Annotated in this window: 15 protein-coding genes and 2 pseudogenes; 7 read left to right on the plus strand and 10 right to left on the minus strand. The window is 69.8% G+C overall.

From position 1 onward, the window contains the following. Nucleotides 1-196: 196 nt before the first annotated feature. The 4 genes and pseudogenes from ACRAWB_RS11375 to ACRAWB_RS11390 form a co-directional block, all read right to left on the minus strand. A complete protein-coding gene (locus tag ACRAWB_RS11375) occupies nt 197-1,567 on the minus strand; it encodes an FAD-dependent oxidoreductase (protein WP_431353428.1) in 1,371 nt (456 codons plus the stop codon). A gap of 30 nt (nt 1,568-1,597) precedes the next feature. After that, nucleotides 1,598-2,651 (minus strand): annotated as a pseudogene (locus ACRAWB_RS11380) (polyprenyl synthetase family protein). A gap of 194 nt (nt 2,652-2,845) precedes the next feature. Continuing rightward, nucleotides 2,846-3,619: pseudogene (locus tag ACRAWB_RS11385) on the minus strand (demethylmenaquinone methyltransferase); the annotation flags it as partial. A gap of 64 nt (nt 3,620-3,683) precedes the next feature. Continuing rightward, nucleotides 3,684-4,070, minus strand: coding sequence for an SHOCT domain-containing protein (locus tag ACRAWB_RS11390; protein ID WP_431353429.1), 387 nt, complete (start codon nt 4,068-4,070; stop codon nt 3,684-3,686). Nucleotides 4,071-4,195: 125 nt separating this feature from the next. Between ACRAWB_RS11390 and ACRAWB_RS11395 the strand changes: the two genes are divergently transcribed. Further along, entirely contained in the window at nt 4,196-5,050 is an 855-nt protein-coding gene (locus ACRAWB_RS11395) for a polyphosphate kinase 2 family protein (protein ID WP_431353430.1), read from the plus strand. Here ACRAWB_RS11395 and ACRAWB_RS11400 read toward each other — a convergent pair whose 3' ends face one another. Continuing rightward, entirely contained in the window at nt 5,051-6,277 is a 1,227-nt protein-coding gene (locus ACRAWB_RS11400; RefSeq protein WP_431353431.1) for an isochorismate synthase, read from the minus strand. A 291-nt stretch (nt 6,278-6,568) separates the two neighbouring features. Between ACRAWB_RS11400 and ACRAWB_RS11405 the strand changes: the two genes are divergently transcribed. Further along, nucleotides 6,569-7,102, plus strand: a complete 534-nt coding sequence (locus tag ACRAWB_RS11405) for a GntR family transcriptional regulator (protein WP_431353432.1) — start codon at nt 6,569-6,571, stop codon at nt 7,100-7,102. Beyond that, on the plus strand, nt 7,102-7,803 hold the full coding sequence (locus ACRAWB_RS11410; protein WP_431353433.1) for a GntR family transcriptional regulator: 702 nt from the start codon (nt 7,102-7,104) through the stop codon (nt 7,801-7,803). The genes ACRAWB_RS11405 and ACRAWB_RS11410 overlap by 1 nt, the downstream gene beginning before the upstream one ends. 4 nt (nt 7,804-7,807) lie before the next feature. Here ACRAWB_RS11410 and ACRAWB_RS11415 read toward each other — a convergent pair whose 3' ends face one another. The 4 genes from ACRAWB_RS11415 to ACRAWB_RS11430 form a co-directional block, all read right to left on the minus strand. Then, nucleotides 7,808-8,074 carry a glutaredoxin family protein gene (locus tag ACRAWB_RS11415; RefSeq protein ID WP_431353434.1) on the minus strand — a complete coding sequence of 89 codons (267 nt, stop codon included), beginning with the start codon at nt 8,072-8,074 and terminating at the stop codon, nt 7,808-7,810. A 76-nt stretch (nt 8,075-8,150) separates the two neighbouring features. Continuing rightward, nucleotides 8,151-8,249, minus strand: coding sequence for a 30S ribosomal protein bS22 (locus ACRAWB_RS11420; RefSeq protein WP_003792170.1), 99 nt, complete (start codon nt 8,247-8,249; stop codon nt 8,151-8,153). A 70-nt stretch (nt 8,250-8,319) separates the two neighbouring features. Then, nucleotides 8,320-8,532 (minus strand): helix-turn-helix domain-containing protein, encoded by a 213-nt coding sequence (locus ACRAWB_RS11425; protein ID WP_431353435.1) that lies wholly within the window; start codon nt 8,530-8,532, stop codon nt 8,320-8,322. Between the two features lie 37 nt (nt 8,533-8,569). After that, the gene (locus ACRAWB_RS11430; protein ID WP_431353436.1) at nt 8,570-8,995 is read right to left on the minus strand and encodes an ArsR/SmtB family transcription factor; all 426 of its coding nucleotides are present in this window, start codon (nt 8,993-8,995) and stop codon (nt 8,570-8,572) included. Between the two features lie 83 nt (nt 8,996-9,078). Between ACRAWB_RS11430 and ACRAWB_RS11435 the strand changes: the two genes are divergently transcribed. Together ACRAWB_RS11435 and ACRAWB_RS11440 are read left to right on the plus strand one after the other, a co-directional pair. After that, nucleotides 9,079-10,515 carry a TrkH family potassium uptake protein gene (locus tag ACRAWB_RS11435; protein WP_431353437.1) on the plus strand — a complete coding sequence of 479 codons (1,437 nt, stop codon included), beginning with the start codon at nt 9,079-9,081 and terminating at the stop codon, nt 10,513-10,515. Beyond that, a complete protein-coding gene (locus ACRAWB_RS11440; protein ID WP_064110725.1) occupies nt 10,508-11,179 on the plus strand; it encodes a potassium channel family protein in 672 nt (223 codons plus the stop codon). Before ACRAWB_RS11435 ends, ACRAWB_RS11440 begins: the two co-directional genes overlap by 8 nt. Before the next feature lie 14 nt (nt 11,180-11,193). On the opposite strand, the gene proC is transcribed toward ACRAWB_RS11440, so the two are convergent. Beyond that, nucleotides 11,194-12,039: a pyrroline-5-carboxylate reductase gene (proC, locus tag ACRAWB_RS11445; RefSeq protein WP_431353438.1), complete on the minus strand. Its 846-nt coding sequence runs from the start codon at nt 12,037-12,039 to the stop codon at nt 11,194-11,196. Nucleotides 12,040-12,062: 23 nt separating this feature from the next. Between proC and ACRAWB_RS11450 the strand changes: the two genes are divergently transcribed. Then, on the plus strand, nt 12,063-13,025 hold the full coding sequence (locus ACRAWB_RS11450; protein WP_431353439.1) for a cation diffusion facilitator family transporter: 963 nt from the start codon (nt 12,063-12,065) through the stop codon (nt 13,023-13,025). After that, nucleotides 13,022-13,723, plus strand: coding sequence for a glutamine amidotransferase (locus ACRAWB_RS11455; RefSeq protein WP_431353440.1), 702 nt, complete (start codon nt 13,022-13,024; stop codon nt 13,721-13,723). Before ACRAWB_RS11450 ends, ACRAWB_RS11455 begins: the two co-directional genes overlap by 4 nt. The last annotated feature ends 3 nt before the right edge of the window (nt 13,724-13,726 follow it).

Here is a 13,726-nt window from a genome sequence, read left to right on the forward strand (position 1 = left end):
GTATCGGCTCACGCCGGGCACGGCGGGGCGTGGCTCCCGGTCGTGCTGACGGCGGCGCTCGTCGTGCTGTGCGTCGCGGTGCCTGGCCGGCAGCTTCCGGACGCTGGCGCGGGGCCGGTCGGGTCGTGCGTGGCTGGACGCAGCATCCATAACGGGGATGTGCGTGGCCGCCGCCGTCATGCTCCTGTGACGGCGCTCAGTCGACGGCGGGGACCCCGTTGGAGACGCGGACCATCTCGTCGCGCGGCACGACCTTGATGCGCGCGCGGCCCTGCTCGGCGCCGAGCGACTGCTCGTGGGCGTCGAGGTTGTGCCAGCCGTCGAGGTTCGTGTATTCCACACCCCGCTCGCGCAGAAGGTTCTCCACAGATTCCTCGGACGGGTCTGCGGGGGACCACCAGTTGCCCTGATCGTTGATCACATGCTTGATCGTCTCCATGGCATCCGACTTCGTGTGACCGATGAGTCCGACCGGACCGCGCTTGATCCACCCGGTCGCGTACACGCCGTACATGCGCTCGTTGTCACCCTTGCGCAGCACCTGGCCCTCGTGGTTCGGGATGACGCCGTGCTTGCGGTCGAAGGGGATGCCGGGCAGCGGCGAGCCAAAGTAGCCTACCGCGCGGTAGATCGCGTCGATCTGGAGCTCGCGGATCTCGCCGGTCCCGCGCACGCCGCCCTCGCCGTCCGGCTCCGTGCGCTCGTAACGGAACGCGCGGACGTTGCCGTGGTCGTCGCCGACGACCTCCAGCGGCTTGGCGTAGAAGTGCAGATGCAGGCGGCGGGAGGCGCTGCCGACCTCGCGCTGCCGCCACTGCTGCAGCACGCGGTCGATCACCATGACCTGCTTGTTGCTCGCGATCGCGGCCTTGGACTGCTCGTCGTAGTCGAAGTCCTCGTCGTACAGGATCATGTCGACATCGCGCAGCTCGCCGAGCTCGCGCAGCTCCAGCGGGGTGAACTTCACCTGGGCGGGGCCGCGTCGACCGAACACGTGCACGTCGGTGACGGGCGAGCTCTTGAGCCCTTCGTAGACGTTCTCGGGGATCTCGGTGGGCAGCAGGTCGTCGGCGTGCTTGGCGAGCATGCGCGAGATGTCGAGCGCCACGTTGCCGTTGCCGATCACGGCCACCGACTTCGCCTCCAGCGGCCAGGTGCGCGGCACGTCCGGGTGTCCGTCGAACCAGCTGACGAAGTCGGCCGCGCCGTAGGAGCCGTGGAGCTCGATCCCGGGGATCTCGAGGTCGGCGTCGCGGACGGCGCCCGTGGCGAAGATGACGGCGTTGTAGTGGCGCTTGAGGTCGTCGAGCGTGATGTCCTTGCCGTACTCGACGTTGCCGAAGATGCGGATGTCACCGCGGTCGAGCACTTCGCGGAGGGCGGTGATGATGCCCTTGATGCGTGGGTGGTCGGGGGCGACGCCGTAGCGGACCAGGCCGTAGGGCGCGGGCAGCTGCTCGAACAGGTCGATCGAGACGTCGAAGCCGCGCTCGGCCTTCAGCAGGATGTCGGCGGCGTAGATGCCCGCCGGGCCGGCGCCGACGATGGCCAGTCGCAGTTTGGTCATTCGTTGATTCCTTCTGGTGTTCCGTACGGCTCAGCTGGAGCGCTCGACGATGGTGTCCGCGAACCGGACGAGGGCCTTCTTCACCGGGCCGTCCGGCAGGGGCGCCAGCGCCTCGACCGCCTCGCGCGCCCAGCGGTGCGCCTCGTCCAGCGTCTGACGCGTCACGTCGTGCTCGCGCAGCGCCGCGATCGCGTCCATGGCGGCGGGCGTGACCTCGCCGTCCTCGGCCGAGCCGATCACGTCCCGCTCGAGGCGTTCGAGCAGGGCGGCGGCGTCCGCGTCGGAGGCGGCGCGCTCGCGCAGCCGCAGCACCGGCAGGGTGGCGACGCCGGCGCGCAGGTCGTTCCCGGGGTCTTGCCGGTCTCGGCGACGCCCTCACCGGAGAGGTCGATGACGTCGTCGATGAGCTGGAAGGCGACGCCGATCTTCTCACCGAAGACGACCACCGGCTGCTCGTAGGCGCTCGGCGCGTTCGAGAACACGACGCCCATCTGGGCGGCGACGGCGATGAGCGAGCCGGTCTTGTCCGCGAGCACCTGGATGTAGTGTTCGACCGGGTCGTCGCCGTCCTGCGGGCCGATGGTCTCATGCAGCTGCCCGAGGCACAGCCGCTCGAAGGTGTCGGCCTGGAGCTGGATGGCGCGCTCGCCCAGCGCGGAGACGAGCTTGCTCGCGCGGGCGAAGAGCAGGTCGCCGGTGAGCACGGCGACCGAGTTGCCCCAGACGAACTGAGCGCTCGGGACCCCCGGCGCATCTGCGAGTCGTCCATGACGTCGTCGTGGTAGAGCGAGGCGAGGTGGGTGATCTCGACGGCTTCCGCGGCCTGGATCACGTTCGCGTTGGTCCCGTCGCCCAGCTGGGCGGCGAGGAGGGTGAGCATCGGGCGGACGCGCTTCCCGCCGGCCTCCAGCAGGTAGCGCGCGGTGACATCAGCGAGGCCGTCCGCGAAGTGCATCTCGCGGTGCAGGCCCTCCTCGACCAGGGCGAGGCCGTCGTCGACGGCGTTGGCCAGCTCGCGGTCCTCACCGCGGACGAAGATCCGCTCGGTGAAGCCCAGTTGGCCGGTCAGCGACGGACGCCGCACGGCCGGGACACTTCGTGGCACTACTCCCCCTCGGACGGGACGGTGGACGCAGAGGATTCGGAACCGGCGGACGCGCCGGATGCCGGGTCGGCCTTCGGCTTGGGCGCGGGTTTCGGCTTCGGCGCGGCCTTCGGCTTCGAGGCAGCCTTCGGCTTCGGCGCGGTGGATGCGGCGGCCTTCGGCTTCGGCGTGGTGGATGCGGCGGCCTTCGGCTTTGCGGCTGCCTTCGGCTTCGCCGCCGGCGCCTCTTCGACAGTGACCGGTCGCTCCGGCTTGAAGCCGCGGTGCAGCGCCACGATGCCGGCCGTCAGATTGCGGTACGCCACCCGCTCGAATCCGGCCTCGCGCAGCCATGCGGCGAGCGCGCGCTGGTCGGGCCATGCCTGGATGGACTCCATCAGATACTCGTACGCGGCCGGGTTGGAGCTGGCCACACGGGCGAGCACGGGCATCCCGTACTTGAGATATGCCGAGTACCCGGCACGAACGGGAGAGAGAGGAGGCTGCGAGAACTCGCACACCACGACGCGGCCGCCCGGCTTGACGACGCGGTAGAACTCGGCGAGCGCCTTCTTCGGGTCGACGATGTTGCGGAGGCCGAAGGAGATCGTCACGGCGTCGAACGAGTCGTCCTCGAACGGCAGCGCGGTGGCGTCCGCCTGGACGAAGCGGACGAACGGGTTGTCCGCCTGGCGCTGCCGGCCGACCTCGATCATCCCCTCGGAGAAGTCGGCGGCGACGACGGAGGCGCCATTGCGGGCGAGCGACGCGCTGGACGTGCCGGTCCCGGCCGCCACGTCGAGGATCGTCTCACCGGCGCGCGGGTCGACGGCACGCGTCGTCGCCACGCGCCACAGCGCCGCATTGCCCACCGACAGGACGGCGTTGGTCCGGTCGTAGCGCGTCGACACCTGGTCGAACATGGCGGCGACCTGGGCGGGCTGCTTGCTGAGGTCGGCCTTACTCACTCCACCAGCTTAGGCTGCGGCGTCCGACCGTTGCAGTCAGGGGCCCCGAACGCACGCCGAACGCTCAGAACCGCTGCCCCAGCGCCTTCGCGCGCAACGCGTCGAACTCACCCTGGGAGATGACGCCCTGATCGAGCAGCGTCTGCGCCTGCTGGATGTCCGAGGCGGGCGTCGCGGACGCCGTCGGGTGCTGCCCCCAGCTGTCGTCCTCCGGAACCTTCCCATCGCGCGCCATGTTCCGCTCCGCCATCCCGCGTCCCCGCGCGATGAGGTACACGAGCACCGCGAGCACCGGGAAGAACACCAGGAAGATCACCCACAGCGCCTTCGCCCAGCCGTTCAGGGACGGATCGCGGAACAGGTCCACCAGCACCAGGAACAGCAGCATCAAGAACGCGACGAACGCGAAGATCCAGAAGGTGTACAGGAACACACTCCAGAACGTGTCCATTGGAGACCCCTCTCATCGCGCACACCGTAGTGCCGCGCACCGGCGCTCGGCTAGCGGGGATTTTCGCCGGGCCACAGCGGTCGCGGCGGGTCTACCATGGGCGTCCCGGCGACGAGGAGGCGGCGATGGGCGACAAGAGCGACTGGACCGACGATCCCTACGAGCTGCTGAGGGTGAAGCCGGGCTTCACCCTGGCGGATCAGCCCACCGACGCGACGCCGGGATTCCGCGGCGACAAGGCGGACGGCGAGAAAGTCCTCGCAGAGGACGCCGGCGTGCTGGCCGGCCTCCAGGAGTTGCTGTTCGCCTGCGGGCGGGAGGGCGAGCCGCGCTCTGTGCTGCTCGTGCTGCAGGCCATGGACACCGCGGGCAAGGGCGGCATCGTGTCCCACGTCATCGGGTCGATGAATCCGGGCGGCGTCCATTACGCGGGCTTCGGCAAGCCGACGCCCGAGGAGCTGGCGCACGACTTCCTCTGGCGGGTCTGGAAGGAGGTCCCCGCGGCGGGTCAGGTCGGCGTGTTCGACCGCTCGCACTACGAGGACGTCCTCATCGGCCGCGTCCGCGAGCTCGCCCCTCCGGAAGAACTGGAGCGGCGCTACGGCGCGATCAACGCGTTCGAGAAGGAGCTTGCGCAGTCCGGCACCACGGTGATCAAGGTCATGCTGCACCTGAGCAAGGACGAGCAGAAGAAGCGCCTGACCTCGCGGCTTGAGCGCCCGGACAAGTACTGGAAGTTCAACCCCGCCGACGTCGACGAGCGCCTGCTCTGGGACGACTACCAGGAGGCCTACCAGGTGGTCTTCAACCGGACCACGTCTGCATACGCGCCATGGTTCGTCGTGCCCGCCGACCACAAGTGGTACGCCCGCGTCGCGGTGCAGCAACTGCTCATCCGGGCCCTGTCCGACCTCGACCTGGAGTGGCCGAAGCCGGACTACGACGTGCAGGAGCAGCTGCGCCGCCTCGCGGAGTCCTGACTAGCCGAAGGCCTCGACGATCGGCCGGAACTTCATCGTCGTCTCGGCGAGCTCGCGGTCGGGGTCCGAGTCCGCGACGATGCCGGCGCCCGCGTACGCGGTCAGGTCACCGCTCGGGTCGACCTGCGCGCAGCGGAGCGCGATCGCCCACTCGCCGTCCCCGTCGCCGCCGACCCAGCCGACCGGACCGGCATAGCGCCCGCGGTCGAAGGGCTCCAGCTCGCGGATGAGCGCCAGTGCCTCCGTGCGCGGGGTGCCGGCGACGGCGGCGGTCGGGTGCAGCGCAGCGGCCAGATCGAGGGAGCTCGATCCGTCGCTCAGCATCCCGGCGATGTCGGTGGCGAGGTGCCAGAGATTGGGCAGCTTGAGGGTGAACGGCTCATCGCTCGCGGCGAGGTCGGCGCTGTGCGGGCGCAGCGCATCCATCACACTGGTCACCGCATAGCGGTGCTCGCCCTGGTCTTTGGCGCTGGCGACCAGCTCAGCCGCCGCAGCGGCATCCTGCTCGGCATCGGGGCCGCGCGAGATGGTGCCGGCGAGCACGCGCGCCGTGACGGTCCCGTGGTGCACGCGCACCAGCGTCTCGGGCGACGAGCCGACGAGCCCGTCGACCGCGAAGGTCCAGCAGTCCGGGTAGCCCAGCGCGAGGTCGACGAGCGCGCGCCGTAGGTCGGATTCGACGGGCAGGTGGCCGCGCAGGTCGCGGGCCAGCACCACCTTCGAGAGGTCGTCCTCGCGGATGCGCTCGACCGCGGCCGCCACGGCCGACCGGTAGCCGTCGTCGCCGAGCTGTCCGGGCAGGAGGCTGAGGCGGTACTCATCGCCGAACGCGGTCGGGCGCGGCAGCGCCGGCGCGACCGGGTCGCCCGCGCGGCGGATCCGGGTGACCCAGCTGCGGCTGCCGCGGCGACCGATGACCACCTCGGGGACGATGAGGGTGCTCGTCGCCGCGCTCTCATCGTCGAACGCGAAGGTGCCGAAGGCGACGAGCCCGGTGCCGGGGGTGCGCACGGCGTCGTCGACTGAGGCTGCCGCGGCGACCTCGCGCCACGCGGCCGAGGCCTGCTGGATGCGGTCCGGCCCGGTGAACTCCAGCCTCAGCACCTCGCCGATGCCGGCCATCCCCTCTCCCTTGCGCAGCCACACGAGGGGCGTGCGGGAATCGAGGAAGGGGATGAGCTGGCGGACGTCATCGAGGGGTGCGGTCTCGGCCTCGAGGACCGTCACGCCAGTCTCCCGCCGAGCGGTCGGGGCTGATCTCACCGGACCAGCCTACGCCCGCGGGACTGAGCGCCCGGTGGGGGAAGGATGTGCATGGGATGCACGCTTTCGACACCCGGTACATCAGCGCCCGACCTGAGCGACCGGGATGTAACATTCATCTATGCCCGTGCCCGTGACCGGAGCTGCCAGCCCCCGGCGGCTCATCCGCGACGAAGTCTTCGTGCGCCTCCTCGACGCGATCGTCGACGGCGACCTCCTCCCCGGCGAGCAGCTTTACGACGCCGAGATCGAACGGTGGGTCGGCGTCTCGCGCACCCCGTCCGCGAAGCCCTCAACCAGCTCGCCACGATGGGTCTGGTCGAGATCCTGCCGCAACGCCGCACCCGCGTCACCCCGATCGAGCCGGAGCGTTTGCGCGACCTCGTCGCCACCGTCGGCGTGCTCGTCGCGGGTGTCGTCCGGGATGCGACGCCGCTGCTGACGGACGCCGACCGCGACGAGCTCCGGTCGGCCGCCGACGGCGACCCCGCGTCTGTCGTGCGTACGGGGCTGTCGGCCGACGGCTTCCTCGGCGTCTTCGTGCGCCGCCTCGACAACGGCACCGTCGCGCGCCTGCTCAAACGGCACCTGCCCGAGGTGCAGCGCGCGCTCAACGCCGCCCCCTCCGAGGCCGCCTTCCAGAAGGCCCGCTCCTCGGTGTCGACCCTCGCCGACGCCGCCGTGGCGGGCAAGGCCGACAAGGCCGGCCGCGCCGCCACCGAGCTGTTCGACACCGCGCTGGTCACCCTCGCCGACGAGTTCGCCGCATCCCAGAAGGAGCTCCGCTGATGCCGCTGCCCGCGAACGACACTGCCCCCGTCGAGCGTCGGTTGCTGCGCGACGTCGTCTACACACGTCTCTACGACGGCATCCTGGACGGCACCCTGGAGCCGGGCGAGACCCTGCTCGACGAGAAGCTGACGGCCTGGCTCGGCGTCTCGCGCACGCCCATCCGCGAAGCGCTGATGAAGCTCGCCGACATCGGACTCGTCGAGATGGCGCCCAACCGCTACACGCGGGTCGCCCCGATCGACCTCAAGGCGATCGACGAGGCCATCTACGCCACCGGTCTGCTCCACGAGCACGCGGCGCGCACGATCGTCCCGACGCTCGACAACGCGGCCGTCGCCAAGCTCGACAAGGCCCAGAAGACGGTGCGGAAGGCCGCGAAGGCCCGCGACCTCCCGGCGCTCGGCCACGCATTCAACGACTTCTTCCTCGAGCTCGAGCGGGCCGGCGGCAACGACGTCCTCGTCTCCATGAGCGAAGGACTCAGCCCGCAGCTGCTCCGGTACATCTCGGCGTGGCAGACGCCGTTCGGCATCGACGACCTCCCCGAGGCCCTGGCGGGCATCGCGGCGGCGGCGAAGGACCGCGACGGCGCGAAGGCGGGCGATCTGGTGAAGGCGCTCTACGCGGCGCCGCTCAAGCAGTTCCTCGACGACTATCGCCGCAAGGACGCCGACATCGAGCGGACGCCCGTCTTCTGACCGATCAGGACGCCGCCTCCAGCAGCGCGGTGCGTAAGCGGGACGGGTCCACGCGCCAGTAGGTGTGGACGCGGCCGTCGATGAGCACGACCGGGATCTCCTCCACGTACTTCTCGTACAGCTCCGCATCCTGCAGGATGTCACGCTCCTCGACCCCGACCTCCGGCTCGCCGGACGGCAGATCGGCGATCACGCCGTGGATGACCTCCCTCGCGTCGTCGCAGAGGTGGCAGCCCGGTTTGCCGATGAGGGTCAGGGAGACGCTGGACACGTCTCCACTCTATGCACAGGACACAGCAAAAAGCGCCGGGCCGATCGGACCGACGCTTGAGCTGCAGGCCGGAGGCCTACTTCTTGTTGCGACGCTGGTGGCGCGTCTTGCGAAGAAGCTTGCGGTGCTTCTTCTTCGCCATACGCTTGCGACGCTTCTTGATAACGGAACCCACGTGGACCTCACAAAGAATCAGGGGCATGCCGCGGGGCGCGCGGCGACACGAAGTGACAGTCTACCCGACGTCACGCCGAGTCCGCGACGCCGCCTTCGTGGACGGTGGCCGTCTGCAGCAGATGCGCGACGGCGGACTCCGGAACACGGAACGATCGACCGAAGCGGATGGCCGGCAGTTCGCCCGCGTGGACCATGCGATAGACGGTCATGCGGGAGACGCGCATCATGTCGGCCACCTCGGCGACCGTCAAGAAGCGCACGTCCTTCAGATCGTGTGCCATCGTGTCCCTTTCCTGACCGCCATGGTACCCGGCGGGGTCAGTCCCTGCGCCACTTCTTCGGCGTCACGCGCTCGGTCGCCGAGGTGACGCGGTGGCGGGTGTCGGCGAGCACCTTGCCGACGGAGCTGGCGAAGTCGCGGGTCTCCTGGGCCAGCTGGACGCTCAGCTGGAGGTCGTCGTCGGATGCCGTGAACGGAATGATCCAGTCTTCGACCGACTCCAGCGGCCGCGAATCGAGGCGGTAGTAGCGGTGCTGGCCCTCCTCACGCACGGCGACGAGCCCGGCCTCCCGCAGCACTTTGAGGTGCTTGGACACGGTCGGCTGGCTGAGCTCGAGGGTCGCCACGATCTCCGACACGGATATATCGCCCGCGGCATGCGTCGCATCCGAGCTGCGATCGAGCAGTACGCGCAGGATCTCGCGCCGCGTCGGGTCGGCGATCACGTCGAAGATGTCGGCCATGTTCCCCAGGCTAGTCATTCCCCCGGCGCAGTACCATGTCCGAAGCCCGCCCCCGAAGAGGAAGACGACGGGAAGGACGCGACATGAGCACCACTCGGGCGGTCCGTGGCGGCGCCCTGACGTCCGTCGGACCGGTCCGCGCCGTGATCAACGGCTTCGCGGCCCGCAGCCCCTCGCGGTTCGCGATCGTCGTGTTCGCGGCGCTGGTCCTGCTGTTCACGCTGCTGTTCTCGCTGCCGATCTCGTCCGCGAACGGCAGGTGGACGCCGCTCGCCGACTCGCTCTTCACCGCCATGTCGGTCATCTGCGTCACCGGCCTCTCGACGGTCGACATGGCGACGCACTGGTCCTACTTCGGCCACCTGCTCGTTTACCTCGGTGTGCAGATCGGTGCGGTCGGCGTGCTGACCATGGCGTCCATCCTCGGGCTCATCGTGTCGCGCAAGCTCGGGCTGCGCGCCAAGCTCATGGCCGCCAGCGACAGCAACCCGTTGCGCGTCCACGCCGGGCCGGTCGCGGAGGGGCAGGCCGTGCGGCTGGGCGAGGTCGGCAAGCTGCTGACCACCGTGGCGCTGAGCATGGTCGTGATCGAGTTGGGCGTCGCGCTGCTGCTCTTCCCACGGATGCTGATCGCCGGCATCGACGTCGGCACGGCCGCGTGGGAATCGCTGTACTACTCGGCGATGGCGTTCACGAATACGGGCTTCACGCCGAACGCCGAGGGCATCGACGCCTTCGCGACCGATTACTGGTTCCTCTCGGCACTCATGGTCGGCGTGTTCCTCGGCGCGATCGGCTTCCCGGTCATCCTGGCCATCGCGTCCAACCTCCGGAAGAGGCGGCGCCGCTGGTCGATCCACGTGAAGCTGACGCTGCTCACCTCGGTGATCCTGCTGGTGGCGGGCGCGGCGCTGTACATCATCCTCGAATACGACAACCCGAAGACCTTCGGGCGGCTGGACGCGGGACATACCGTCTTCCAGTCCTTCTTCCTCTCCACGATGGCGAGATCGGGCGGATTCTCGACCATCCCGATCGACGACCTCCACGGGTCGAGCCTGCTCGTCACCGACATGCTGATGTTCATCGGCGGCGGGTCCGCGTCCACCGCGGGCGGCATCAAGGTGACGACGCTGGCCGTCCTCTTCCTGGCCGCTTTCGCGGAGGCCCGTGGGGTGGATTCGATGGATGCGTTCCGCCGCCGCATCCCGATCGACGTCCTGCGGCTGTCTGTCGCCGTCGCCCTCTGGGGTGCGACCATCGTGGCGGTCTCGACCATCCTCATCCTGCAGATCACGAAGGCGCCGCTCGATCACGTGCTGTTCGACGTCATCTCCGGCTTCGCCACCTGCGGTCTGTCGACCGGCCTGACCGCGAGGCTCCCGGACGCCGGCGTCTACATCATGGCCGCGACGATGTTCTGCGGACGCGTTGGTACAGTGACACTCGCCGCCGCCCTGGCGCAGAGCCAGCGCCGGCAGCTGTACACGAACCCCGAGGAGAGGCCGCTCGTTGGTTGACCGGATCAAGCACAACGCGCCCGTCCTCATCATCGGCCTCGGCCGCTTCGGTGCGGCGACCGCCGGCGAGCTGGACCGGCTCGGGCGCGAAGTGCTCGCGATCGACACCGACGCGGGGCTCGTGCAGAAGTGGGCGGACCGGGTGACGCACGCGGTCCAGGCGGATGCGCGGTCCATCGAGGGTCTTCGGCAGATCGGCGCGGAGGACTTCTCCATCGCCGTCGTCGCCGTCGGGTCGTCGATCGAGTCCAGCGTGCTCATCACCGCCAACCTCGTCGACCTGAAGGTGCCGCAGATCTGGGCGAAGGCGATCTCGCGGTCGCACGGCACCATCCTGGAACGGATCGGGGCCAACCACGTCATCTACCCGGAGGCGGAGGCCGGCGAGCGCGTGGCGCACCTCGTCTCGGGCCGGATGCTCGACTTCATCGAGTTCGACGACGACTTCGCGCTGGTCAAGATGTACCCGCCGAAGCCGATCCGCGGCCTGCCCCTCGGCCAGTCCGGGGTGCGCTCGAAGCACAACATCACGGTCGTCGGAGTCAAGCCGCCCGGACGCCCGTTCACCTACGCGACCGCCGACACCGTCGTCACCGACCACGACCTCGTCATCGTCTCCGGCGCCTCCGCCGACATCGAGCGCTTCGCCGCCCTCGAGTCCTGACCTCTGCCCGCGGGCTAGCCGGCGGCCAGTTCGCGGGCCCGAGCCAGGGCGGCGTCAGTGGCTCGGGCGAAGAGGGTGGGGAGGTCGGCGTCGGCCAGGACGGCGATCGCGCGCTCGGTCGTGCCGTTGGGGCTGGTGACGCGGCGGCGCAGCTCGGCCGGGTCCTCGCCGGAGGAGACGAGCAGCTGGGAGGCGCCGAGGAAGGTTCCGTTCACCAGGGTCGCGGCCTGCTCGGGCGTGAAGCCCTTCTGCACGGCGGCGTCGGTCAGCGCCTCGATGAGGAGGAAGACGTAGGCGGGGCCGGAGCCGGAGATCGTGCTCAGCGCATCCAGCTGCGACTCCGGCACCTCGACGACCTCGCCGACGGTCTCGAACAGGGCGCGCACGACATCCAGGTCCGACGGATCGGTCCGCGATCCGGCCGAGACCCCTGTGACCGCCTGCCCCACCACGGCGGGAGTGTTCGGCATCGCCCGGACGACCGACACGGAGTCCGGCAGCAGCGACTCCATGGTCGCCGCCGTCACTCCGGCCGCGACGCTCACGACGACCGTGCCCGGCGCGAGCGAGTCGCTGATCTCGGCCAGCAGGTCGCGCACCATCGCCGGCTTCACCGCGACGAGCACCACCTGCGCGCCGTCCACCGCCAGGCGGTTCGCATCGGCCTGGGCCTCGGTCGCGTACGCGGTGACACCGGGCGTCCCGGCGAGCTCCGCCGCCTTGGCCTCCGACCGGTTGGTGACCCGAATGCCCGCCACCTGCACCCCGGGCGCCAGCAGCCCGCTCAGGATGGCACGGCCCATCGAGCCGGCCCCCAGCATCGCGATCGTCGGCAGGGTCACGTTCTGCGTGTCGTCCATGGCTCCATCCTAGGATTGGGGGCATGAGCGCATCAGGTGGGACCAGAGCCATCGTGGCCGCGTTCGCGGCCAACCTCGGAATCGCCCTGACCAAGTTCATCGCGTGGTTCTTCTCCGGGTCGTCGTCGATGCTGGCGGAGGGCGTCCACTCGCTCGCCGACTCCGGCAACCAGCTGCTTCTGCTGCTCGGCGGCCGTCAGTCGCGGCGGAAGGCCGACCGCGAGCACCCGTTCGGATACGGCCGCGAGCGCTACGTGTACGCGTTCGTCGTGTCGATCATCCTGTTCTCCGTGGGCGGCGTGTTCTCGATCTACGAGGGCGTCGAAAAGCTCACCCACCCGCACCCGCTCGAGAACGCGTGGCTGCCGATCCTCGTGCTGCTCATCGCCATCGCGCTGGAGTCGTTCTCGCTGCGCACCGCGGTGCACGAGTCGCGCCCGCACAAGCAGGGGATGACGTGGCCGCAGTTCGTCCGCCGCGCCAAGGCCCCTGAGCTCCCGGTCGTGCTGCTGGAGGATGTGGCCGCCCTCACCGGTCTGGTGTTCGCGCTCCTCGGCGTCGGGCTGACCATCATCACGGGCAACAGCGTCTGGGACGGCATCGGGACGGTGCTGATCGGCCTCCTGCTGGTCACGGTCGCGATCATCCTGGGCATGGAGACGAAGAGCCTGCTCGTCGGCGAGGGCGCCAGCGACCAGGACGTCGCGGCGATCGAGAAGGCCGTGACCTCGGGCGACGACGTCGAGCGCATCATCCACATGAAGACGCTGTACCTCGGCCCGGACGAGCTCATGGTCGCCGCAAAGCTCGCCTTCTCGGGCGAGCACCGTCTCGCCGAGGTCGCCGCCGCGATCGACGACGTCGAGCGTCGCATCCGCGAGGCCGTCCCCGCCGCCCGCGTCATCTACATCGAACCGGACGTCTGGATCGACCCGAACGACCGGGCGCCCGCCACCGACACCATCGTCATCAAAGGACTCGAGTGACCCGCACCGCCGTCATCCTGCAGCACGACCCCAGCATCCACCTCGGCAACATCGGCCCGGTCCTCGTCGAGCACGGCTACGAGCTCCGGATCGTGGATGCGAGCACCGAGGATGTGACGGCGATCGACCCGGCGGAGGCCGACCTTGTGGTCGTGCTCGGCGGCGAGATGGGCGCCTACCAGACCGACGAGTTCCCGTTCCTGCAGGCCGAGAAGGACCTGCTCCGGGCCCGGATCGAGGCCGAGCGGCCGACACTCGGCGTCTGCCTCGGGGCCCAGCTCATGGCCGGCGCGCTCGGGCAGCGCGTGTACCGCGGTGACACCACCCAGATCGGTTACCGACGAGTGGAGCCGACGGAGGCTGGCGTGGACTCGCCCATCCGCCACTTCGACGGCGTCCCGGTCGTGGAGTGGCACGGCGACACCTTCGAGCTGCCGGAGCAGGCGACGCTGCTCGCGTCGTCCAGCGACTACTCGAACGAGGCGTTCGCAATCGGCGACTTCGCGCTCGCGGTGCAGTTCCACCCCGAGGTCACCGACGAGATGCACGAGGCGTGGGTCGCCGACGGGTACAACGAACTCGACGAGCTGGCCATCGACCCGGAGGCGCTGCGCCGCGACCGCGAGCTGCACTCGGCGCGGATGCAGGAGGCGTCCCGCGCGGCCTTCTCGGAGTGGCTGAGCAGCCTGAAGCGGTAACGG

It is taken from the genome of Leifsonia poae, from assembly GCF_050632865.1.
GTDB lineage: Bacteria > Actinomycetota > Actinomycetes > Actinomycetales > Microbacteriaceae > Leifsonia > Leifsonia poae_B.